23 protein-coding genes are annotated in these 22,553 nt (G+C 70.6%); 6 read left to right on the top strand and 17 right to left on the bottom strand.

Annotated elements, in window-relative coordinates; all coding sequences use genetic code 11:
• Window positions 1-25: 25 nt before the first annotated feature.
• The 3 genes from ABZS37_RS21800 to ABZS37_RS21790 all read right to left on the bottom strand — a co-directional run bounded on the left by ABZS37_RS21800 (window position 26) and on the right by ABZS37_RS21790 (window position 3,043).
• Entirely contained in the window at window positions 26-772 is a 747-nt protein-coding gene (locus ABZS37_RS21800) for an ABC transporter ATP-binding protein (protein WP_355171553.1), read from the bottom strand.
• 1 nt (window position 773) lies between these two features.
• Window positions 774-1,601: an ABC transporter permease gene (locus ABZS37_RS21795; RefSeq protein WP_355171551.1), complete on the bottom strand. Its 828-nt coding sequence runs from the start codon at window positions 1,599-1,601 to the stop codon at window positions 774-776.
• Between the two features lie 71 nt (window positions 1,602-1,672).
• A complete protein-coding gene (locus ABZS37_RS21790) occupies window positions 1,673-3,043 on the bottom strand; it encodes an L-serine ammonia-lyase (protein ID WP_355171549.1) in 1,371 nt (456 codons plus the stop codon).
• A gap of 831 nt (window positions 3,044-3,874) precedes the next feature.
• Here ABZS37_RS21790 and ABZS37_RS21785 point away from each other — a divergent pair.
• The gene (locus ABZS37_RS21785; protein WP_355171547.1) at window positions 3,875-4,084 is read left to right on the top strand and encodes a PspC domain-containing protein; all 210 of its coding nucleotides are present in this window, start codon (window positions 3,875-3,877) and stop codon (window positions 4,082-4,084) included.
• A 495-nt stretch (window positions 4,085-4,579) separates the two neighbouring features.
• On the opposite strand, the gene ABZS37_RS21780 is transcribed toward ABZS37_RS21785, so the two are convergent.
• The 7 genes from ABZS37_RS21780 to pdxH form a co-directional block, all read right to left on the bottom strand.
• Window positions 4,580-5,398: a DUF4230 domain-containing protein gene (locus ABZS37_RS21780; protein ID WP_355171545.1), complete on the bottom strand. Its 819-nt coding sequence runs from the start codon at window positions 5,396-5,398 to the stop codon at window positions 4,580-4,582.
• A 99-nt stretch (window positions 5,399-5,497) separates the two neighbouring features.
• The gene (locus tag ABZS37_RS21775; protein ID WP_355171543.1) at window positions 5,498-6,661 is read right to left on the bottom strand and encodes an acyl-CoA dehydrogenase family protein; all 1,164 of its coding nucleotides are present in this window, start codon (window positions 6,659-6,661) and stop codon (window positions 5,498-5,500) included.
• A gap of 44 nt (window positions 6,662-6,705) precedes the next feature.
• Window positions 6,706-7,011: a type II toxin-antitoxin system VapB family antitoxin gene (locus ABZS37_RS21770; RefSeq protein WP_091395231.1), complete on the bottom strand. Its 306-nt coding sequence runs from the start codon at window positions 7,009-7,011 to the stop codon at window positions 6,706-6,708.
• A 187-nt stretch (window positions 7,012-7,198) separates the two neighbouring features.
• Window positions 7,199-7,801, bottom strand: a complete 603-nt coding sequence (locus ABZS37_RS21765; protein WP_355171541.1) for a nitroreductase family protein — start codon at window positions 7,799-7,801, stop codon at window positions 7,199-7,201.
• Window positions 7,802-7,824: 23 nt separating this feature from the next.
• Window positions 7,825-8,754, bottom strand: coding sequence for an aldose 1-epimerase family protein (locus ABZS37_RS21760; RefSeq protein WP_355171539.1), 930 nt, complete (start codon window positions 8,752-8,754; stop codon window positions 7,825-7,827).
• Window positions 8,755-8,772: 18 nt separating this feature from the next.
• Window positions 8,773-10,071, bottom strand: coding sequence for an MFS transporter (locus ABZS37_RS21755; protein ID WP_355171537.1), 1,299 nt, complete (start codon window positions 10,069-10,071; stop codon window positions 8,773-8,775).
• Window positions 10,068-10,697: a pyridoxamine 5'-phosphate oxidase gene (gene pdxH, locus ABZS37_RS21750; RefSeq protein WP_355171636.1), complete on the bottom strand. Its 630-nt coding sequence runs from the start codon at window positions 10,695-10,697 to the stop codon at window positions 10,068-10,070. The genes ABZS37_RS21755 and pdxH overlap by 4 nt, the downstream gene beginning before the upstream one ends.
• 279 nt (window positions 10,698-10,976) lie before the next feature.
• Here pdxH and ABZS37_RS21745 point away from each other — a divergent pair, with 279 nt between their 5' ends.
• The 3 genes from ABZS37_RS21745 to sepH all read left to right on the top strand — a co-directional run bounded on the left by ABZS37_RS21745 (window position 10,977) and on the right by sepH (window position 14,669).
• Window positions 10,977-12,083 carry a citrate synthase 2 gene (locus tag ABZS37_RS21745; RefSeq protein WP_355171535.1) on the top strand — a complete coding sequence of 369 codons (1,107 nt, stop codon included), beginning with the start codon at window positions 10,977-10,979 and terminating at the stop codon, window positions 12,081-12,083.
• Between the two features lie 196 nt (window positions 12,084-12,279).
• Complete coding sequence (gene serC / locus ABZS37_RS21740) at window positions 12,280-13,407, top strand: phosphoserine transaminase (protein WP_355171533.1); 1,128 nt, start codon at window positions 12,280-12,282, stop codon at window positions 13,405-13,407.
• A gap of 185 nt (window positions 13,408-13,592) precedes the next feature.
• Window positions 13,593-14,669, top strand: a complete 1,077-nt coding sequence (gene sepH / locus ABZS37_RS21735; RefSeq protein ID WP_355171531.1) for a septation protein SepH — start codon at window positions 13,593-13,595, stop codon at window positions 14,667-14,669.
• Window positions 14,670-14,724: 55 nt separating this feature from the next.
• Here sepH and ABZS37_RS21730 read toward each other — a convergent pair whose 3' ends face one another.
• Both ABZS37_RS21730 and ABZS37_RS21725 read right to left on the bottom strand, forming a co-directional pair.
• Window positions 14,725-15,564: an alpha/beta hydrolase gene (locus ABZS37_RS21730; RefSeq protein ID WP_355171529.1), complete on the bottom strand. Its 840-nt coding sequence runs from the start codon at window positions 15,562-15,564 to the stop codon at window positions 14,725-14,727.
• A gap of 37 nt (window positions 15,565-15,601) precedes the next feature.
• Complete coding sequence (locus ABZS37_RS21725) at window positions 15,602-16,267, bottom strand: DUF4097 family beta strand repeat-containing protein (RefSeq protein WP_355171527.1); 666 nt, start codon at window positions 16,265-16,267, stop codon at window positions 15,602-15,604.
• A 237-nt stretch (window positions 16,268-16,504) separates the two neighbouring features.
• On the opposite strand from ABZS37_RS21725, the gene ABZS37_RS21720 reads away from it, so the two are divergent.
• Window positions 16,505-17,254 (top strand): helix-turn-helix domain-containing protein, encoded by a 750-nt coding sequence (locus ABZS37_RS21720; protein WP_355171525.1) that lies wholly within the window; start codon window positions 16,505-16,507, stop codon window positions 17,252-17,254.
• 8 nt (window positions 17,255-17,262) lie between these two features.
• On the opposite strand, the gene ABZS37_RS21715 is transcribed toward ABZS37_RS21720, so the two are convergent.
• The 4 genes from ABZS37_RS21715 to ABZS37_RS21700 form a co-directional block, all read right to left on the bottom strand.
• A complete protein-coding gene (locus ABZS37_RS21715; RefSeq protein WP_355171523.1) occupies window positions 17,263-17,772 on the bottom strand; it encodes a hypothetical protein in 510 nt (169 codons plus the stop codon).
• A gap of 95 nt (window positions 17,773-17,867) precedes the next feature.
• A complete protein-coding gene (locus ABZS37_RS21710; RefSeq protein ID WP_354992591.1) occupies window positions 17,868-19,151 on the bottom strand; it encodes an MFS transporter in 1,284 nt (427 codons plus the stop codon).
• Between the two features lie 73 nt (window positions 19,152-19,224).
• A complete protein-coding gene (locus ABZS37_RS21705; protein WP_354992592.1) occupies window positions 19,225-19,674 on the bottom strand; it encodes a MarR family transcriptional regulator in 450 nt (149 codons plus the stop codon).
• Between the two features lie 115 nt (window positions 19,675-19,789).
• Window positions 19,790-21,268, bottom strand: a complete 1,479-nt coding sequence (locus ABZS37_RS21700; protein WP_355171634.1) for an NCS2 family permease — start codon at window positions 21,266-21,268, stop codon at window positions 19,790-19,792.
• An 88-nt stretch (window positions 21,269-21,356) separates the two neighbouring features.
• Between ABZS37_RS21700 and ABZS37_RS21695 the strand changes: the two genes are divergently transcribed.
• Entirely contained in the window at window positions 21,357-21,602 is a 246-nt protein-coding gene (locus tag ABZS37_RS21695) for a DUF2530 domain-containing protein (RefSeq protein WP_355171521.1), read from the top strand.
• Window positions 21,603-21,638: 36 nt separating this feature from the next.
• On the opposite strand, the gene ABZS37_RS21690 is transcribed toward ABZS37_RS21695, so the two are convergent.
• The gene (locus ABZS37_RS21690; protein ID WP_355171519.1) at window positions 21,639-22,478 is read right to left on the bottom strand and encodes a DUF3027 domain-containing protein; all 840 of its coding nucleotides are present in this window, start codon (window positions 22,476-22,478) and stop codon (window positions 21,639-21,641) included.
• Between the last annotated feature and the right edge of the window lie 75 nt (window positions 22,479-22,553).

Below are 22,553 nucleotides of genomic sequence, written 5' to 3'. Positions count from 1 at the left end.
CCGGCGGCGAGCACGATCGCGAGCGTCACCGCGGGACCGCGGCGTGGTACGCGTCGAGCGCGTCGGCGATGGTGCCGTCGAGCGTCAACCGGCCCGCGTCGAGGTACAACCCCCGACGGCAGAACCGGGTCAGGTCCTTTTCGTTGTGTGACACCAGCACCAGCGTGCGCCCCTCCCCGAGCAGACGATCAATCGTCGCGTAACACTTCTTACGGAACTCCGCGTCTCCGACCGCGGTCACCTCGTCCATCAGCAGGATCGGGTGCGGCAGGTGCGAGATGATCGCGAAGCCGAGCCGCACCTTCATTCCCGACGAGTAGTGCCGCACCGACGTGTCGATGGCCCGCTCCACCTGCTCACCGGCGAACTCGACGATCTCGTCGAAGTGCCGCTTCAGATAGCTCGCCGACAGCCCGTGCAGTCCACCGACCAGGTGCAGGTTCTCCCGCCCGGTCAGGTCGTTGGAGAAGCCGGCGGACAACTCCAGCAGCGGGGCCACCGCACCGTTGACCCGGATGCTGCCCTCGTCCGGAATGAGCACCCCGGCGATCAGCCGCAGCAGGGTGCTCTTGCCGGTGCCGTTACGGCCGATCACCCCGACGGTCTCGCCCGGCTCGACGGCGAACGACACGTCGCGCAGCGGCCAGAACTGGCCGGGCAGGGCACCGCGCCCGCCCCGGTGGATGAACAACTCCCGCAGCCGCAGTTGGCGGCGACGGTTGCGGACGAACCGGATGCCCAGGCCGTCGGCCTCGATGATCGGCGCGGCCACGTCAGAGTTCCTTGAGCACGGCGGGTTCCAACCGGCGGAACGACCACCAGCCGGCGGCCAGCACCAGCAGGCTGCCGGCGACCGTGGTGGCGAGCAGCCGGGCGTCCGGGAACTCGTCCGGGTACCAGATCGCGTGGTGCAGCTGGAAGATCCCCACCAGCGGGTTCAGCTCGTACACCACCTTCAGCCACCCGGGCAGGCCGGACTCCCGGACCAGACTGAGCGGATAGATGATCGGCGTGGCGTAGAAGAGCACCCGGATGATCAGCCGCATGAGCCGCTCGACGTCGCGCATCAGCACGTTCCACGCGGAGAGCAGCAGCGAGAGTCCGACCAGCAGGACGGCCTGGACAGCCACCGCGAGCGGCAGGGCGAGAAGCGACCAACCGGGGTGGACCCGACCGTGCACCGCGTAGATCACCGCGATGGCGATCAGGATCGGCAGGCCGGCCGCGTACTCGGCGAACCGGCCGGCGACCCGGCCTATCGGGAAGACCTGACGCGGCACGTTCATCGTGGTGATCAGCCGGGACTGGCCGGTCAGGGCGTTCGTCGCCTCGCTCAGCGCCGAACTGGTCCACATCCAGGCGAAGATCCCGGTGATCAGGAACAGCGGGTACGACCCGGCGGCCTCGCCGAGATGCCGACCGGTGTCCCGGGAGTAGAGCACCCCGAACACGAACCAGTAGATGGCGCCCATGCCGAGCGGCTCGATCAACGACCAGAAGTAGCCCAGCACCGACTGCTGGTACTTGACCGCCAGGTCACGTCTGACCAGGATGCGGAGCGAGTTGCGGTGCGACCACAACGCCGCGACGCCAGAGGTCACCGCAGCCTCCCGCCTCCTGAAACGGACGACAGGTTAGCAGTCGGTGAACGAATGCCCCGAATCGGCCGGACTCAGCACTCGATCACGTTGACGGCCAGACCGCCACGCGCCGTCTCCTTGTACTTGACCTTCATGTCGGCGCCCGTCTCCCGCATGGTCTTGATGACCTTGTCCAGCGACACCTTGTGCACACCATCACCGCGCAGCGCCAGCCGGGCAGCCGTGATCGCCTTGATGCTAGCCACCGCGTTCCGCTCGATGCAGGGGATCTGCACCAGGCCACCCACCGGGTCACAGGTCAACCCGAGGTTGTGCTCCATCCCGATCTCGGCCGCGTTCTCCACCTGCTCCGGGGTGCCACCGAGCGCCTCGGCCAACCCCGCCGCCGCCATCGAGCACGCCGAACCAACCTCACCCTGGCAGCCGACCTCCGCGCCGGAGATCGAGGCGTTCTCCTTGAACAGCACACCGATCGCGCCGGCCGTCAGCAGGAACCGCACCACACCGTCATCGGACGCACCCGGCACGAACCGGGTGTAGTAGTGCAGCACCGCCGGAATGATCCCGGCCGCGCCGTTGGTCGGCGCGGTGACCACCCGACCGCCGGCGGCGTTCTCCTCGTTCACCGCGAGGGCGAACAGGGTCACCCAGTCCATCACGTGCAGCGGGTCGCTGGTCCCGGCGTCCGCCTCCAGGCCGCGCCGCAGCTCCGCCGCGCGCCGCCGGACCTTCAACCCACCAGGGAGTACGCCGTCCCGCTCGCAGCCGCGCTCCACGCACTCCCGCATCACCCGCCAGATCTCCAGCAGGCCGGCCCGGATGTCCGCCTCGCTGCGCCAGGAACGCTCGTTGGCCAGCATCACCTCGCTGATCGACAGACCGGTGCGGGTGGTCACCTCCAACAACTGCGCCCCGGTCAGGAAGGGGTACCGCACCGCAGTGCTGTCCGGCTTGATCCGGTCCGCGCCAGCCGCGGCCTCATCCACCACGAAACCGCCGCCGACGGAGTAGTAGGTGCGGCTGCGCACCTCGGCACCAGCCCTGTCGTACGCCACGAAGGTCATCCCATTCGGGTGGTACGGCAGCGAGCGGCGGCGGTGCAGCGTCAGGTCCCGATCCGGATCAAAGTCGATGTCGTGCGCGTCCAGGAGGCTGATCCGCCGCTCGGCCTTGATCCGCTCGACCCGGGGCCCGACGGTGTCCGTGTCGACCGTCTCCGGCGACTCGCCGGCCAACCCGAGCAGCACCGCCCGGTCGCTACCGTGGCCATGCCCGGTGGAACCCAGCGAGCCGAACAGCTCAGCCTGCACCCGTGCGGTGTCGGTGAGCAGCCCGTCGGCCTTGAGCCCGGCAACGAACGTGCGCGCGGCCCGCATCGGCCCCACCGTGTGCGAGCTGGACGGCCCGATACCGACGCTGAAGAGGTCGAAAACACTGATCATGGCTGCGCTTCCTCGCCGTCGTCCCGGCGTACGGGACCCGGGCGGGGCGTGGCCACCGATCTGGCGGCCCCGCTCGTGACCGCCCGGGGTATGGGTGCCGGCCACCCGGGGTGTGGGTGCCCGATCAGCCAGCCTACCCGCCCAGCTCAACGCCACCCGGCCCCCGCGACGTGAACACCTGACCGCCGCCTCCCCCGCCACCGCCTGATCACGCGCAATCCAGGACCCGCCGGGTCCGCCGCCCGCCGCTGACCCCGCCGCCCGCCGCCAGGTCCGCCGCCCGCCGCCGACCCCGCCGCCAGCGTCGGAGCCCGTGAAGATCGCGCTCGATCCTGGATGTAGTGGCCTCGAAGGGCGAGCGAAACCACTAGAACCTGGATCGAGCGTGATCTTGCGGTGGCGCGGCGGGTGCGGCGGCGCGTGCGGCGGCGTTGGACGACGGGCCCGGCGGCGCGTGCGGCGGCGTTGGACGACAGGCCCGGCGGCGCGTGCGGCGGGCCCGGCGGCGCGTGCGGCGGGCCCGGCGGCGCGTGCGGTAGGTCCGACGGCGCGTGCGGTAGGTCCGACGGCGTGGGGCGGTAGGTCCGACGGCGTGGGGCGGTAGGTCCGACGGCGTGGGGCGATGGGTCCGGCGGCGTGGGGGCGGTGGGTCCGACGGGGGCGGGCAACGAAGGCGGGGCCGCGCGGGGAGGCGTCAGCGAGGGGCTGCCCGGGTAATGCACCTACGGGTCCACGGGTGGCTGCTCCTCCTCGGGACGGAGGGCGGGCTGGTCATCCCCTTCTACCGTGGATTGCAGACGCGGCGCACTGCCGCAGAGTGGGAGTACGACGATGAGTCGCAAACTGGTCCGACCCCGCCAGGGGCGCATGCTCGCCGGTGTCTGCGCCGGCCTCGGTCGACGGTTCGGCATGTCCGCCGGAATGGTCCGGCTGCTGTTCCTGCTGTCACTGCTGCTGCCCGGTACCCAGGTGATCGTCTACCTGATCCTCTGGATTCTCATGCCGAACGAGGACAGCTACCTAGCCTCTACTCAGCACTAACGCTCGCACTTCGCCTCGCGTCATTCAACACTGACGCCCTGTCGAGGCCGTACTGCACAGAGGAGGCCACCACATCAGCGATGTGGTGGCCTCCGACGTCCTCGCCCGAGTCACCCACCCCCACCGAGGCCCACCCCGCCCTCCCCAGGAGGCCCCGCCCATCCCAGGCGGCCCCGCCCCGCGCGGCAACTTCGGGGATGTTGCTGCTTCAAGCGCGCCTGAGGCACCAACATCCCCGACCTTGCGCGGATCTTGGGCGCGGATCTTGGGCGCGGATCTTGGGCGCGGAGCCCGGGAGCGGCACTCGGAACGGCGCGGACCTTCCCCCGAGGCACACCCCACGGAACACCGCACCCGGCACAGCGCGGACCTTGCCGCGAGGCGCACACCTCCGCGGCAGTCCATGGCGCGGCGCTGGGCGTACGAGGGCCCGGACGGGAGCGCCCGCTCCGACGAGTGTCGGGGCGGGCGCTTCGACGTACGGGGTGTGGCAGGTCAGGGAGCCGTGTAGGTGACCGTGATCTGCTGGTAGCCGAGGGAGCGCAGCAGCCCCTCCAGCATCTTGCGGGTGTTCTCTTCGGCTCGGGCGGACAGCCCGCTGTCCCGGGCGGCGGTGGTGATCCGGTCCTCGGCGAGCTGGTAGACCTGTTGCTGCCGGTTGGGGTCGTTGCCGACCAGGTCACCGAGCCGGTTGAGCAGGCCGCGCTGCTCCGCGAAGACGTAGCTCTTCTCCATGTCGAGGTTGGTCTCGCCGAGCTGCGGCGCGGGCAGCTTGATCTCGACGGACTTGCCGTCCGCGGACTGGACGATCGCACCCTCACCGATCTTGGTGAAGTCGACGTACGCCTCGACACTGCCGGCCCCGACGAACAGGGTGCGCTCGTTGAGCAGGAAATCCGGAACGTTGCGCCGGTCGTTCTGGGTGTCGACCACGACCTGGAAGTTGCCCTCGGCGGCCACGTAGCGGCTGAGGTCCTGGATCGACTTCAGCAGCGGGGGCTGGCTGCGGTCGGTCTGTTCCTTGGCGAACGGGTTGCGGAAATCTGGCAGGAAGCCGGTCGCCTGAATGCCGAGCAGCACGACCACGGCCAGCGCGGCGGCGCCGAGCAGCAGGAGCAGGCCACGGGCCGCCCCACCACCACCGCCACCGGCCGCCGGGCCGTCGGGGCCGTCAAAGCCTCCGGAGCCGCCGGGGCCACCCGGTGTATCCGTGGTCGGCTCCAGTGTCCCGGCCGACCGCTCCTTGAGATCGTCGCCGGTCGGGTAACCGGGGAACTCCCTCGTGGGCTCGTTGATGCCAGCGTCGCGGGCCATCACGCTCACCGTCCTCGTCAGACACGTCGTCTGTCAATGACGGTACGGCCCCTGTACGACACCCGCGCGCTGAGCGCCCGGAATGTGCAAACGCGCAGGTCAGGCGAAGGCGGAGAGCCCGGTGAGCCGCTGCCCGACGACGAGTTGGTGAATCTCCGAGGTGCCCTCGTACGTCAGCACGCTCTCCAGGTTGTTGGCGTGCCGCATCACCGGGTATTCGCCGGAGATGCCGTTGGCACCGAGGATGGTGCGGCACTGCCGGGCGATGGCCAGGGCCTCCCGCACGTTGTTCAGCTTGCCCACGCTGACCTGCTCGGGCCGAAGCCGGTGAGCGTCGGCGAGCCGGCCCAGGTGCAGCGCGAGCAGTTGCCCCTTCACCAGCTCGACGGCCATGTCGGCGAGCTTCGCCTGGGTGAGCTGGAAGCCGGCCAGCGGGCGACCGAACTGGGTGCGGGTGGTGGCGTACGCCAAGGTGGTTTCCAGGCAGTCGCGGGCGGCGCCGATCGCGCCCCAGATGATGCCGTACCGGGCCTCGGTGAGGCAGCTCAGCGGCGCCTTGAGCCCGACCGCCTCGGGCAGTTGGGCGTCGGCCGGAAGCCGGACGTCGTCGAGCACGATCTCGCCGGTCACCGACGCGCGCAACGACATCTTGCGGCGGATCTCCCGGGCCGTGACACCGGGCGTGTCCATGGGTACGGCGAAGCCCCGCACGCCAGCGTCGGTGCGCGCCCAGATCACCGCGACGTCCGCGATCGGCGCATTGGTGATCCACATCTTGCCGCCGGTGAGCACCCAGTCGTCGCCGTCGCGGCGGGCCCGGGTGGCCATCGAGGCGGGGTCGGAGCCGTGGTCCGGTTCGGTCAGGCCGAAGCAGCCGATCGCCTCACCGGTGGCCATCGGCGGCAGCCAGCGTTGCTTCTGCTCCTCGCTGCCGTATCGCCAGATGGCGTACATGGCGAGCGATCCCTGCACCGAGACCAGCGAACGGACGCCGGAGTCGCCGGCTTCCAGTTCCTGGCAGGCCAGCCCGTACGCGACGGCGGAGGCGCCGGCGCAGCCGTAGCCGGTCAGGTGCATGCCGAGCAGGCCGAGCTTGCCGAACTCGCGGGCCAGCTCCCGGGCGGGCACCCGGCCGTCCTCGTACCAGTCGGCGACGTGTGGGCGCACCCGGTCGTCGATGAGCTGGCGGACGACGTCGCGGATCTGCCGCTCTTCCTCGGTGAGCGACGGGTCCAGGTCGAGCAGGTCGAGCGGAGCGGTCATGGACGCCACCTTAACGAAGACTCAGGCAGCGGAAGAAGGGCTCGTCACTCGATCGGTCCGGAGAGCACCAGCACCCGCGCGTGAATCTGGTTGCGCTGCTGCAGAGCGGCACGCAACGCCCGGTGCAGCCCGTCCTCCAGGTAGAGCCCGCCATTCCACTGCACGACGTGCGGGAAGAGGTCACCGTAGAAGGTGGAATCCTCGGCGAGGAGCTTGTCGAGCGCCAACTCACGCTTGGTGGTGATCATCTGGTCCAGGCGCAGTGGCCGGGGAGGGATCTCCGCCCATTGTTTGAGCGTCAGATTGTGCTCCGGATAGGGACGCCCGTCCCGGACCGCTCTGAAGATCACGACGGCACGCTCCCCTCCCCGTGGCCGGGCCGACCGACGGCGCCGAGCCGGGCCGCGGCGGGCACCGCGCGGCGCGGCACCGATGACCGTGCCAGCCTAGCCGCCCTGCGCACGCTGCGTTCTGCTCCCTGATGTCAGTTTCGCTACCGCTCGTCCGATCCCTAACCGTACGAACAGGACATCGCACTCAGCTCCACCGGCCGCGCCGCACCACCTCGTCCAAAGGGCGACGCCCACGGCGCAACGATGGTGACCGATGGTCGGCTGCCCGGTAACCGATTGTGACGGCACCGATGGGTTGGTACTCCGCCGGCACACCGAACGCGTCCCGGTAGGTGGCCAGCCGCTGCGGCGGAATGCCGAAGAAGCACGCACCCAACCCCTCGTCCACCGCGGTAAGCAGCATCAGCAGCGCCGCGAAGCCGGTGTCCACGTGCCAGTAGGGCACCGGCCAACGGTCAGTGGACCGATCGGTCCAACCCTTGTCCGGCTCCGCGTACCGCTGCAGGTAGGCCGACTCGTTGGCGTGCGGCACCACGATCAGCGGCGCGCGCCGCATCCCGGCCAGCCAGCGCTCCCGGCCACCGCCGTCGGGCGTGGTGGCGGCCCAGAACCGCTCCCGGTCGGCCGCCTCCTCCAAGACCAGGAAGCCCCAGCCCTGGGCGAAGCCGGCCGACGGAGCGCGGACCGCGTGGTCGAGCAGCCGGTCGACCACGTCGGGCGGGACAGGGCGGTCCGGGTCGTAGTTGCGCACCATCCGCCGACGCCGGACGACCTCTGCGAACTCCATCCCGCGCTCCCTCGCCGGCCCGCTCAGGCCCCGGGGCGGACGCCCCAGGCGCCCCGCCAGGTCGTACCGGGTTTGAGCGTCAGCACGTCCTTGCCCGAGCGGAACGCGTCCGGCGGGCAGGTCATCGGCTCGATCGCCACCGAGCGGCGGTGCCGATCACCCGTGAGCGCGTCGCCGGTGAACACCTGCCACCAGCCGAACTCGGCATCCGCCCAGATGCTCACCCCCGCCGAACCGTCCGGTGCGGACAGGCTCACCGACGAGCCGCCGTCGGCGTCGCTGACCACCTGGCCGAAGCAGAGGTCCAGCTGGGCGGCACCGATCCGGCGCGGGCTGGTCCAGTCGTACTCGGTGCCGGCCACCGGGGTCGCACCGATCGGCAGCAAACGGCCGTCCACCAGCAGCCGGGTACGGGTCGGCAGCCGCAGGACCAGGTCGTCGACCGCGACGCCCGGCAGTTGCAGGTACGGGTGCACGGAGAAGCCGAACGGCGCCGCCGCACCGCCGATGTTGGTCACCTCGTGCTCGGCGCGCAGCCCGTCCGCGCCCACGCTCCACCGGCTGAGCAGCCGCAACGGCCACGGGTAGCCGGGCTGCGGCGGCAGGTCGTAACCGACCGTCACCGAGTCCTCCGACTGCTCCACCAGACGCCACGGCGCCCAGTTGACCAGCCCGTGGATAGCCACGTGCCGCTCCGGCTCGGTCAGCGGGAGCTGGTGCGTCCGCTCCCCGAACGGGTAGCGGCCATCGCGGATCCGGTTCGGCCACGGTGCCAGCACCTGCCCGGCGCAGCCGGGGCAGACCTCGTCGGTCTGGTACCCGTCGACCAGGTCGACACCATCGTGCCGGTACGTCCGCAGCCCGCCGCCCACCTCCACGATGACGGCCTCGTGGCCGGCGGCGGAGATGGTCCACTGGGCGCCGGAGAACGGGCGCTGATCGGGGCTTTCCATGCCGGCGACCCTAACCGGTCACGTCCGGTCGCCGCTTGACGCCGTCGCGGCCCGGTAGCGCAGCAGTGCCGGGAACGCGACCGCGAGCACCACCACGAGCACCGCCGAGGCGAGCCCGCCGGCCACCCAGGCCACGCCCCCGCCGAACCCGGCGGCCATGGTGCCGGCTCGGAGGTCGCCGAGGCGTGGACCACCCGCCACCACGACCGTGTTGACGCCCTGGAGCCGGCCGCGCATCCGGTCGGGTGCGTAGACCAGCAGCATCGATTGACGCAGCACCGCGCTGATCAGGTCGGCGGCCCCGGCCACGGCGAGCAGCAGGACCATCAGCCAGAGCTGGTGGGCCAGCCCGGCCGCCGCGATGGCGAGGCCCCAGGCGACCACCGCGAGCACCAGGCCGAGCCCCTGCCGGCGGAGTCGGCCGATCCAGCCGGAGGTCAGCCCGCCGATCATCGAGCCGATCGCGATGGCGCTGTAGAGCAGGCCGACCGCGCCACCGCCGCCGAACCGTTCGTGGGCGATCTCCGGGAAGAGCGCCCTCGGCATGGCCAGGATCATCGCGATCAGGTCCACCCCGAAGGACAGCAGGAGTACGGGTGTGGTGGCCAGGTAGCGGATCCCGTCGAGGACGCTGGCCAGGCCAGCACGGCGGGCCTGACCGTCGGCGGTCGGCTCGGGCGGCAGCGCCGGCAGGCGCAGCGCTGCCCAGAGCATCGCGGTGAACAGCAGCGCGTCCACCCCGTACGCGATCGGCAGGACCACCGCGATGTCCGGCGAGGCGGCGAGGATCAGACCGGCGGCGAGCGGCCCGGCCACCGAGGCCGCGGTGAAGGTCGTGTAGTTCAGGGTGCTGGCGGCCGGAACGAGGTCGTCCGGAACCAGCCGGGGCAGCATGGCACTGCGGGCCGGCGAGCTGATCGCGAACGCCACCGACTGCAGTGCCATCAACGCCAACAGCAAAACCGGGCTGCCCACGTCCAGCAGTGCCTGGACCAGCAGCCCGAGGGTGGACGCCCAGAGCAGCACCGACCCGGCGAGCAGCACCGCACGGCGGTCGCGGGCGTCGGCGACCGCGCCGCCCCAGAGCCCGAAGATCAGCAACGGTACGAAGGCAGCCACGCCCAGCAGGCCGACCCAGAACGAGTCCCGGGTCAGGGCGTACATCTCCACCGGCACCGCTACGGCGGTAAATTGGAAGCCGAACATCGCCACGGTGTTGCCGAGCCAGAGCCGCCGGTACGCCGGCACGCGCAGCGGACGTACGTCGATCGCCCAGCGGCGCGTTCCGCGCTGCCGAGCCTCCTGCACACCCGTCACGGCGCCAGCCGCTCGACGATCCAGCCACCCTCGTCGAGATGACGGAAGCGGAGCCGGTCGTGCAACCGGCCGGCCCGGCCCTGCCAGAACTCCACCGACGCGGGTTGCACGCGCAACCCGCCCCAGTGCGGCGGGGTCGGGATCACGGCCTCGTCGGCGAACCGCTCGGCCACCGCCTGGTAGCGCTCCTCCAGCTCCGCTCGGCCCGGCACCACCTGCGACTGCGGGCTGGCCCACGCGCCCAGTTGGGAGCCGCGCGGCCGGCTGGCGAAGTACGCCTCGCTCGTCGCGCGGTCGACGTGCGCGATCCGTCCGGCGACCACCACCTGACGCTGCATCGGGAACCACGGGAAGACCAGGCTGGCGTACGGGTTGGCGGAGGCCTCGACGCCCTTGCGCGACAGGTGGTTGGTGAAGAAGACGAAGCCCTGCGCGTCGTACCCCTTCAGGAGCACCGTCCGCCCGCTCGGCCGGCCGGCGGAGTCGGCGGTGCCCACCACCATCGCGTTCGGTTCGGGTAGCCCGAAGGCCACCGCGTCGGCGAACCAGCGGTCGAACTGGGTGTGCCAGTCGGCGGCCAGGTCAGCCTCGGTCAGGCCCAGGTCCGCGGCGTACTCGTTACGCATCGCGGCCGGGGCGGGTGTGTCACCCGTCACGTCCCCACTCCTTCTCGGCGGCCCCACCGGCACCCTCCCGCGCTGGCCAGCCCGCACCGCACAGTCTCACCGAGCGGCGGAGAGAATGCGCGCCCGGGGATGTCGCGTGCAGCACAGTCGCAGCGGGTCGCGTATCCCTTACTCAGCAGGCAAGATGTTCCGAACACATCCCTGAGGGTCGCCTAAGGCGCTCGGCCGACCGGGCCGGATGAGCCGACCGGGCGCACCGAGCAGATCCAGGAGAGCGACATGGCCGATTTCAAACCCGGGCTGGAGGGCGTCGTAGCCTTCGAGACCGAGATCGCCGAACCTGACCGCGAGGGTGGCGCGCTGCGCTATCGCGGGGTCGACATCGAGGATCTGATCGGCCAGGTGTCGTTCGGCAACGTTTGGGCGCTGCTGGTCGACGGCCGGTTCGGGCCGGGCCTGCCGCCGGCGGAGCCGTTCCCGGTGCCGGTGCACTCCGGTGACATCCGCGTCGACGTGCAGTCCGCGGTCGCGATGCTGGCCCCGTACTGGGGGCTCAGCCAACTGCTGGACATCTCCGACGAGCAGGCCCGCGAGGATCTCGCCCGGGTCTCGGTGACCGCGCTCTCCTTCGTCGCCCAGTCCGCCCGGGGCCTCGGCCTGCCGGCGGTGCCGCAGAAGGAGATCGACAAGGCGCAGACCATCGTCGAGCGGTTCATGAAGCGCTGGCGCGGCGAGCCCGACCCGCGGCATGTCAAGGCTGTCGACGCGTACTTCATCTCGGCCGCCGAGCACGGCCTGAACGCTTCCACCTTCACCGCTCGCATCGTGGCCTCCACCGGGGCGGACGCGGCGGCCTGCATCTCCTCCGGCATCGGTGCCCTCTCCGGCCCGCTGCACGGAGGCGCCCCGTCCCGGGTGCTCAGCATGCTGGAGGCGGTGGAGCGCAGCGGCGACGCGGAGGGCTACGTCAAGGGCGTGCTCGATCGTGGCGAGCGGTTGATGGGCTTCGGTCACCGCGTCTACCGGGCCGAGGACCCGCGCGCCCGAGTGCTCCGGCGCACGGCCAAGGAGCTGGGCGCGCCGCGGTTCGAGATCGCCGAGGCGCTGGAGAAGGCCGCCCTTGCCGAGCTGCAGGCCCGTCGCCCGGACCGGGTGCTGGCCACCAACGTCGAGTTCTGGTCGGCCGTGGTGCTGGACTTCGCCGAGGTGCCGGCGCACATGTTCACCTCGATGTTCACCTGCGCCCGGATGGGCGGCTGGAGCGCGCACATCCTGGAGCAGAAGCGGCTGCAGCGGCTGGTGCGCCCGTCCGCCCGTTACATGGGCCCGGAGACCCGCAAGCCGTCCGACGTCGAAGGCTGGGGCGCCATCCCGCACGGCGTCTGAGCGGTAAGGAATGGGCCCCTCCTCAACGCCTGGCGTTGAGGAGGGGCCCTTTCTCAACGGCTGCGGAGCCGAGTGTGGCGAAGGCCTCAGACCCGCCCTCGGGGGCCCGGCTTGCACCGATGGGTCCGGGTGCGAGGATGAGGGCCGGCAGTGTCGCCGGGCCCGCCCTCGCCCTTGCGGAAGGATCTTGAAGACCGTGGCTGACGCACCGACAATCCGGATTCCCGATGAGATCAAGCCTGCCGACGGACGCTTCGGCTGCGGCCCGTCCAAGGTGCGCCCCGAGGCGGTGTCCGCACTTGCCGAGGTCGCCACCAGCTACCTGGGCACCTCGCACCGGCAGAAGACGGTCCGCGACCAGGTGGCCCGGCTGCGCTCCGGCATCGCCGAGTTCTTCTCGCTGCCCGAGGGCTACGAGGTCGTGATCGGCAACGGTGGCACCACCGCGTTCTGGGAGGTCGCCACCTTCGGCCTGATCCGCGACCGGGCCCAGTTCGCCAGCTTCGGCGAGTTCGGCGCCAAGTTCGCCAAGTCGGTCAAGGACGCGCCGTTCCTGGGCGAACCGACCGTCCGCAAGGCTGACGCGGGCAGCGCACCGACCCTGGTCGCCGAGTCTGGCGTGGACGCGTACGCGACGCCGCAGAACGAGACCTCGACCGGTGTGGCCGTCCCGATCAGCCGGGTGGCCGGGGCTGACGAGGGCTCGCTGCTGCTGGTCGACGCGACCTCCGGCGCGGGTGGCCTGGAGGTCAACGTCGGCGAGACCGACGTCTACTACTTCGCTCCGCAGAAGTGCTTCGGCTCCGACGGCGGTCTCTGGCTGGCCCTGATGTCACCGGCCGCGCTGGACCGGGCCGCCGAGATCAAGGCGTCCGGGCGCTACATCCCCGCCTTCCTCGACCTGGTCACCGCGATCGACAACTCGCGGCTGGAGCAGACCTACAACACCCCGGCGCTGGCCACCATCTTCCTGGCGGCCGAGCAGACCGACTGGATGAACGCGCAGGGTGGCCTGGCCTGGGCGGCCAAGCGCACCGCCGAGAGCGCCGCGACGGTGTACGGCTGGGCGGAGCGGTCCACCGTGGCAACTCCGTTCGTCACCGACCCGGCGCTGCGCTCCAACGTGGTCGCCACCATCGACTTCGCCGACGGGGTGGACGCCACGGCGATCGCCAAGGCGCTGCGCGCCAACGGCATCGTGGACACCGAGCCCTACCGCAAGCTCGGTCGCAACCAGCTGCGGATGGCGTTGTTCCCGGCCGTCGAGCCGGCCGATGTCGAGGCGCTGACCGCGTCCATCGACTACGTGGTCGAGCGACTCTGACGTTCGTCACGGTCGGTGTCCGTCGGGGCCTCCTCGGACACCGACCGTAGTCATCGCCGCAGCTCAGTCACGACATGCGGGGTGTCGCTTCCCCCACCCTGAGGCAGATGCGCGTACGGTGGTCCGAGACGCCTGGGTGGCCGACTCGTGGTGTGCGGCCAGCGAAGCGGGACGGAGGCAACGTTATGCGCCCAGTACGCTTCGTCGCCCTCTCCGAGGACGGCCAGGCGCTGGTGCTCGCCGACGAGGTTGGGCGACTCCTCGCCCTGCCGATCGACGAACGCATCGCCGGCGTGATGCACCCCGAGCCGGGTGCCCCGCCGCTCGCGGTGGCACCCAGCACCGTCGACCCGATTCCCTCACTGTCTCCTCGGGACATCCAGGCCCGCATCCGTTCCGGTGAGTCCGCCGAGGATGTCGCCCGGATCGCCGGGGTGCCGGTCGACCGCGTGCTGCGCTACGCCGGCCCGGTGCTCCAGGAGCGGGCGATGCTCGCGCAGCACGCCCGGCGCACCCGACTGAAGGGCGCGGAGAAGCCCACTCCGCTCGCCGAGGTGGTCAACGGCCGGCTGAGCCAGCACGGCATCGACACCGAGAAGATCTCCTGGGATGCGTACCGGCGCGACGACGGCACCTGGCGGATCATCGCCACCTGGCCGTCGGGCAAGGCCACCGCGCAGGCCATCTGGGACATGGACAAGGCCCGGCAGGTGGTTACGCCGCACGACGACATGGCGCAGTACCTGTGCGCCGAGCGGCCCACGCCGATCCTCGGCCAGGAGCCGGCACCGGAGCGGGGCGGGCATGCCCTGCCTGGTCCGTCGCGCGGCGAGCCGAGTCGTGGCGGGCACGGGTTGCCGGCGGCGTCCGAGCACCCGCGCCCTGGCCGCGATCCGATCCGGGCCGGCCGTGACGCGCTGCTCGCCTCCCTGGACCGCCCGCTCGGCGGCTCGTCGGGTCGCGGTCTGGAGCCGCGTACCCCGGCTGCCCTCGCCGGGTCGGACGCACCCCGGCAGCGGCCGGTCGGTGGTGGTGCCGCCGCGCTGCTCGGCGGCGGCCAGGGGTCGGCCTTCGACGACGACTCGGACGCGCCCAAGGAGGTGCCGGCCGTGCCGTCGCTGGCGGTGCTGCGGCCCCGCCGGACGGGCCCCGCGGCGGCTGCCGGCGAGTCCACCGATGCCAACGGCAAGCCGCGCAAGCGGCTGCCGAGCTGGGACGACGTGCTGTTCGGCAGCGGGCCGGCGGCGCGCGAGTCTTCCTGACGCTTCGCGTCGACGGGTGGCGGTTCGCCACCCGTCGACGCGGGGCAGGCGGCCCTCACCGACGGTTGGTCGTGTCTTCAGCGCCCCCACGGTCAAGGGCGGCGACCTCGCGTACGGCCTCGGCGATGGCCGGGAAGTCCTTCTTGAGGATCGCACCGTGGTTGCTGGCGACCCTCGCGCTGACCTGAATGTTCGGGTTGCGGGCGGTCACCCCATCGAGGCTGGTGCGGATCTGTTCCTGCTCATCACCCTTGCTTCCGAAGGACGTCCCCGACGCGACCACGTACCGCACCGGGACGGTGATGTTGTCCAGCACGGGGCCGAGCTCACGCTCGCGGGAGAGCCTGCCGAGCTCGATGTTGCTGATCGCCTGCTGGTCGGCGGTCATCCGTGGCGCCAGGCCCGTCGGGCGTAGCAGCGGCAGGAACCAGTTCATCCGCCGGAACAGCTTCCGGATCCGCTGCTCCATGGCCTCGTCGAGCCAGTCGGACGGGAACGCGCCGTCGACCAGGACCGCGCCCAGGGCACGCTCCGGATTCCGGCTGGCCCAGTGCGCCCCGACGACCGCTCCGTAGGACCAGCCGACCACCAGCGCCCGGTCCACACCCCTGGCCGAGAGAACGGCATCGACATCCCGGACGGCTGCTTCGAAGGAATAGTCCGCCGAACGCTTCGATGTCCTGCCGCGGGCCCGCTCGTCGTAGGTGATGTGCCGCCACCCTGTTCCCAGTTCAGCGATGACCCGCCGCCAGTACCCCTGGGTGGCGAACTGTCCATTGAGGTAGACCACCGGGATACCGGGGCCGCCAGTGTCGGTGACGGCCAGGGCGGTGTCGTCAACCGGCACCATGCCGGTCCACGTCGAACTGGTCGAGGAAGTTCTGTTCATCGTCATGTCTCCACTCCTGGTCGCGTCACGGGTCCGGTGGGATTTAGAGGCTGCGGGCGGTGATGTCGCCGTGGGACGTGGTGGCGCGGATGTCGAGTGCGGTGGTGCCATCGTTCTTGAGGGCGTTGCTGATGCGGCCGTAGCCGGTGCCGGCGTCCAAGGCCGCCGAGACGCCGACCGCGGCGGCGACCGAAATGTCGCCGGACTGGGTGCGGAGCACGACCGTGCCGTGCACGGCCTCGCCGATCCGGATGTCGCCCCTTGCGGTGCTGATCTCCGCGGGGCCGCTGAGCCGGCCGACCTCGACGTCGCCGTCGATCGCCGTGAGGCGGACGCTCGCGGCCTCGTCGATCTTGATCTGGCGGTAAGCGCCTTCGAAGGCGACGTCGCCGAGGCGTCCGACGCCGCGGAGCTCAGCGCTGGCAGCCTTGGCATCGATGCGGGAGCCGGCGGGCAGCTGGACGGTGACCTCCAGGGATCCGGACGGGCCGAGGAGCGGGTTGCTGGCGGTCGAGGCCATGATCCGCAGGACGCCGTCGGCGTAGGCGACGGTGGTCTGCGCGGCGGCCTTGGTGTCGCGGCTCTTGGAGGGGTCGGTGGGCAGGACCTCGACGGTGGTGTCGGCGCGGTCTGCGGCGATGAACTGGATGCGTCCGGCGGGGATGTCCAGGACGGCGGAGATCGGGGCGGGGGTGTCGAACTTCTGCATCGTGCTCTCCCGTGCTCGTTCGTTGTTTCCGACACAGGAAACGCTACGTTGCTTTCCAATGCCCGGCAACGCACTCGTTGCGCTTGACCAGCATTTGCCCAGCTAGTGAGCGTGTAAGTGTTGCAACGATACTGAAATCAATGCAACGAAAGAGCTTTGCTCATTGCAATGGCCGAGAAGTGAACGCTATGGTGGGGGAGACCAGGACCGCCACGAAGGATCACCAGGGAGAACGCGATGCCGGGAGGCAGGCTCACCCAGCAGGAACGCCAGCAGATCGCGCTGGGGCTGGCCGACAGCCTCCCCTACGCCGAGATCGCCCGACGCCTCGACCGTCCTACCTCAACGGTCACGCGTGAGGTGATGCGCAACGGCGGCCCCACCGCCTACCGCGCCGACCTGGCCCACCGCGCCACCGAACACCGCGCCCACCGGCGCAGGCCCGCCTCCTCCCGAGGGACGGCCGCGCTTCCCCAGGCGCACGGACGCGACGCCGAGGCCCTGGCCGAGTACGAGGAGACGCTCACCACCGTCCTCATGGCCTCGGGCCTGACCAAGATGGCGGCCCGGGTGTTGACCTGCCTGTTCACCACCAACGCGGGCAGCGTCACCGCGTCCCAGCTCGCCCAGCATCTCCAGGTCAGCCCGGCGTCCATCTCCAAGGCGATCGCCTTCCTGGAGAGCCAGAGCCTCGTCCGCCGAGAACGCGACGAACGCCGCCGCGACCGCTACGTCGTCGACGACGAACTCTTCTACCAGGCGACGATCGCCGGCGCCCGATCCAACGACCAGCTCGTCGAAACCGCACGCCAAGGCGTCGCCCTCCTCGGCCCCCACACCCCCGCCGCCACCCGACTGGAGAACATCGCCCGCTTCCTCGACTTCATCAGCGAAAGCATCACCCGCGCCGCCGAACAGGCCCGCGAAGTCCTCCACGGCAAACCCGCGCCACCGAGTCAGAGCGGCCAGGCGGCAAGCCGGTCGTAGCGCGCCGCTCAGCGGTGCCGTTGCCGGTGTCCGGCCCGGGCCGCCGGCAGGGCCAGCCCGGCGTCGTGCAGCACACCCTCCACCCGGACGCGCTCGATCTCCTGGTCGACGCCCTCCAGCTCGGCGAGGTGTTCGACGATGCCGAGGGCACGGCAGGCCATCCGGAGCCTGTCGTCGTACGCCTGGAGCAGCGCGCCGTGCCAGACCATCGACCGGCCGGTGCCCCCGACCCGCTGACCGCCGAGGCGGCGCAGATCGGCGGCGAGCTGTTCCAAAGGCCGACGGTCGATGCGGTCGAACTCGCTGAGATCGATGTCCCGGGTCAGCGCATCGGCCTCGATTGCCCGGTCGAGACGGGCGATCGTGCGTTTCTCCCGCCGGCGCTCACGCCACTCGGACCAGCCGCAGACCACCCGGTCGACGATTTCGTCGTAGCAGAAGAGCAGGGCGATTGCCGCCGGCAGACTGGCCACGGCGAGGAACGCCAGGGCCAGCATCAGCGCGCGTCCGACTCCCACGTATCGACGCTAAGCCCTGCCATGCCACCCCGCCAGCGATTTGGCCGCATCCGCGCAATCCGCCAACGGGACGCCCCGGAGGCCTTCGTTAAACCTCAGCAGTCGGTGGGGGTGACGTAGAAGCGGGGCATCGGCAGCACCCGGAAGCGCAGCCGGGCACCGGAGCGGCGCAGCTGCCAGGTGAGGGCGATCAGCGCTGCGGCCAGCGAGATCAGGCCACCCATCCAGATGCTGGCGCCCGCACCGTAGCGCTCCGCGACCCAGCCGATCAGTGGCGCGCCGACCGGGTTGGTGCCCAGGAACACCAGCACCCACAGGGCCATCACCCGACCCCGGAACGCCGCGTCCACGCCCAACTGGACCCGCTGGTTGGCGGCTTGGGCGAAGAAGACCATGAAGAAGCCGGTCGGCACCAGCAGCGTCACGACCAGCCAGTACGCCGAGGCGAGACCGACCAGGGTGCCGAAGCTGGCGCAGGCGACCGCCGCGCCCAGCACCAGCCAGACCGACGGGCGGCTACGCCGACCGGTGCCGCTGAGAGCGCCACCCAACGCGCCGACCGCGAGCGCGGTGCTGAACAGGCCGAAGGAGGCGGCACCGGTGTGGAAGACCGTCTTGGCCAGCGCGGCCAGGGTGAGCTGGAAGTTGAACAGGGACATGCCGATCACCGACATCACGGCCATCGGCAGTAGCAGGTCCGGGCGGCGCCACACGTACCGCAGCCCGTCGATCACCCGGGCCGACGCCCGCTCGTCGCGGGGCAGCAGGGCGTCGCGGTGCAGGTCGGCCGTACGCATCCGGACCACGTTGACCAGCGGCGCGATGGAGCTGAGGGCGGTGAAGAGGAAGACCGGGCCCACGTCGAACGCGGCGATGGCCAGACCGGCGACGGCGGGGCCGACGATCCGGGCGGAGTTGAACACGGCGGCGTTGAGCGACAGCGCGTTGGGCAGCAGCGGCGTGCCGACCAGTTCGGAGACGAACGCCTGACGGACCGGGGTCTCCACGGCGTTGGCGGTGCCGAGCAGCGCGGCGAAGGCGAAGACGTGCCAGAGCTGCACCAGGTCGGTGAGGACCAGCACGGACATGCCGAGCGCCAGCACGGTCCAGAAGGCGTTGGCGGCGAAGAGCAGCACCCGCTTGTCGTACCGGTCGGCGAGCCGGCCGGAGAGCAGGGTGAGCAGGAGCACCGGGGTGAACTGGCAGGCGGTGACCACACCGAGCGCGGTGGCCGAGTTGTTGGAGAGCTCGAGGACGAGCCAGTCCTGGGCGATGAACATCATCCAGACGCCGATCAACTTGATCAGTTGCCCGGATGCGAAAAGGCGGTAGTTGCGGACCTGTAGGGACTGGAACATCGTGCTCAGCTTCGCCTGCACTCTTGGTGCGCCTCCTCCGGACGTACGCGTCATCGACAGGTGACGGCACGGACCCGGTGGCGCGGGCGCGGCTTCAGGCGCGAGCGAGCTGCTGAAGAATCTCGGCGGCCCTCTGCAGGGTCTCCCGTTCATCCTCGTCGAGCGCGGCCAGCCGGTGGGCCAGCCACTCATCGCGGGCCCGCTCGAACTGGTCGAGCACGGCCTGCCCTCCTTCGGTCGCCGTGAGGATGACCTGCCGGCCGTCGGTCGGATGGGGGGTTCGCTGCACGAGGCCGCGGTCCTCCAACTTCCCGACGATCTTGGTCATCGTCGGTGGCTGCACCCGCTCCACGTCGGCCAGTTCCCGAGGCGTCAGCGCGCCGGCCAGCCGCAGGCTGGTGAGCGCGGAAACCTGGGTGACTGTGAGGTCGCCGACCGGTCGGGCCTGGCGGACCCGCCGGTTGAGTCGGGTGATCGCATCACGCAACTGGGGAGCCAGTTGCGCCGGTGGCACGCGTTCCGCCGTCACCGTCCGCTCCGTCACGATAGTTAGCTTAACTAATGAGCCTGGCTAACGACATCTGTTATGACCAGGCTCACGAGGACGTTAGTGCTGTTCCGGGCGGGGAATCCCGTTCGATTCCCCGCCCGGACGTAGGTCAGAGCACCAGGGACTCGATGGGCCCGCGCAGGAAGTACAGCACGAACAGCGCGGCCACCCCGTACAGCAGCGGGTGGACTTCCCGGGCCTTACCCTTGGCCAGTTTGACCACCACGAAGGTGATCAGACCGGCGCCGATCCCGTTCGAGATCGAGTAGGTGAACGGCATCAGCACGATCGTGAGGAACGCCGGAATGGCGATCTCGTAGTCGGACCAGTCGATCGTCCGCACCGCCGTCATCATCAGGAAGCCGACCACCACCAGGGCCGTCGAGGCCGCCTCGAACGGCACGATCACCACCAGCGGCGCCAGGAACATCGCCAGCAGGAAGAGCGAGCCGGTGACCAGGCTGGCCACGCCGGTCCGGGCGCCCTCCCCGACACCGGCGGCACTCTCGATGTACGACGTGTTGCTGGAGGTGCTGGCCGCACCGCCGGCCGCCGCAGCGATCGAGTCGACCAACAGGATCTCCTTGGCCCTCGGCGGAGTGCCCTGCTCGTCGAGCAGGCCGCCCTCCTGGCCGACCGCCACCATCGTGCCCATGGTGTCGAAGAAGTCCGTGATCAGCAGCGTGAAGACGAACATCAGCACGACCACCCAGCCGGCCCGGCCCCACGAGTCGAACACGTTGAACTTGCCGAGCAGCGACAGGTCCGGCAGGTCCACCACCGTCTTGGGCAGCTCCGGCACGTTCAGCGACCAGCCCTTCGGGTTGGGCTGACCGTTGACGAACGACGGGCCGATGTTGCCGACCGCCTCCACGATCACCGCCAGCACCGTCGAGGCGAGGATGCCGATCAGGATCGCGCCCTTCACCCGGCGGACCACCAGCACCAGGGTGATCAGCAGGCCCACCACGAAGACCAGCATCGGCCAGCTCACCAGCTTGCCGCCGATACCCAGGCCGACCGGGACGGTGGTGTTGGCGGCGTCCGGGATGCGCCGGACGAAACCGGCGTCCACCAGGCCGATGATGGTCAGGAACAGACCGATGCCGACCCCGATCGCGGTCTTCATCTGGGTCGGCACCGAGCGGAACACCGCGGTCCGCAGACCGGTCAGCACCAGCACCGCGATGATCACACCCTCGATCACCACCAGGCCCATCGCGTCTGCCCAGGTCATCTCGGGCGCGATCTCGTACGCCACCAGCGCGTTGACGCCCAGACCGGCGGCAAGCGCCAGCGGGAACCGGCCGACCACACCCATCAGGATGGTCATCAGGCCGGCGACCAACGCGGTCGCGGCAGCCAGCGCGGGAATCGGGAGGGTCTTGCCGTCACCGTCGACGGCACCACCAAGGATCAGCGGGTTGAGCACCACGATGTACGCCATCGTGAAGAAGGTCGCCAGGCCACCGCGTACCTCGCGGCTCAGCGTCGAGCCACGGGCGGAGATCTCAAAGAACCGGTCGAAACCGTTACGCGGGTGAGCGGGGTCGGGAGGGGTGCCGTTCTCGGGCGGCGCTACTGCCATCAGGTCCTCGCAGGTGATCTTCCGGTTGTCGCGCGCATCGTCCCAGATCACTCATGGGCAGGGGAAGTAGGTCGCGTACGCTTGCGTAATGTCGAACGAGCAGCCGCCGCGGCCCGCACCACTGGACCCGCCGATGGTGCCGTTCGCTCTCGCCGGGTTGATCGCGTGGGCAGTGGCCGGGCTCGTCCTGTTGATCTTTTTCCGAGGCTGGCTCACCGACCACGGTCACCAGAACTGGCTCTGGACCTGCCTCGCCGGTTTCCTGTGGGGTTTCCCGGGTCTCGCCGTGATGATGCGGCACGACGCCAACCGACGCCGCCGCCGCGCGAGCTGACCTGGCCGCTGCGCCGGAGCACCCCGGCGCGAACGATCAGGAGTGCCCGTACGGCTCCGCCAGCTCGGCAGTCTCCACCGAGCCCGGGGCGCGGCTGACCGACATGGCCTCCATGGCGCTGTCGTCGTACACCGTCGGTAGTTCGTCGACCGCGGTCTCGGCCGCCTCGATCAGCGTCTCGGAGTGGGCGCCGCAACCGTGGTCGGCGCTCACCACCCGACCGTCATCGGGGGCGTAGAAGTTGCCGCACGCCCCGAAGGCCTGCCGCATCGCACCGGCAAGCGGCAGGTAGAAGCCGCAGGTGCCGCAACGGGCGGCGGCGGGAGCTGCGGTCGAGATGGGCGCGGCGGGGCCGTGGTCGCCGTCGTACCAGCGCTGCGCCGTGTCGACGCGGCCCTCAAGGGAGAGCACCCGGGCTCGTCCGAGGCCCAACTCCCACGCCGTCTCCTCGACCGCCGGGTCGTCGGAGAGCAGGTAGCCGGGGACCAGCCGATCGTCATCCGGCGAGGTCGGCAGCAGATCGCCCGGGCCCAGGTCGCCCGGCTTGAGCCGCTCCTGCCAGGGCAGCCAGCCCGGCGCGAGCAGCGCGTCCGGGCCGGGCAGCAGCACCGTCTCGCAGATCGTCACCGTCCTGCTGCGCGGCACCCGGGTGACGGTGACCGCCCACCACCAGCCGCCATAGCCGGCGAGGCGGCACTCAAAGTAGTGGGTGACCAGTCGATCACCCTCGGCCACGACCTGCAGGTGGTCGCCGACATCATCGGCATCCACCTCGGTGATGCCAGCGCGGGCCACCTCGACGGCAGCGGCGCAGACCTGGTCGAGGCGGGCGGCACGGGTGGAGACGGGCCTGGTCACTTCACCATTGTTCCCCATGCGCCTCGCAGGGGTGACAGGGACTCCCGGGGAACCTTTCCCCGCAGTGGTACGGCGTACCTGGATCGAATGGGC

It is taken from the genome of Micromonospora sp. NPDC005413 (genome assembly GCF_040606435.1).
Taxonomy (GTDB): Bacteria; Actinomycetota; Actinomycetes; order Mycobacteriales; family Micromonosporaceae; genus Micromonospora.
The sequence above is the reverse complement of the archived record's forward strand: the minus strand, read 5'-3'. Positions and strand labels throughout refer to the sequence as shown.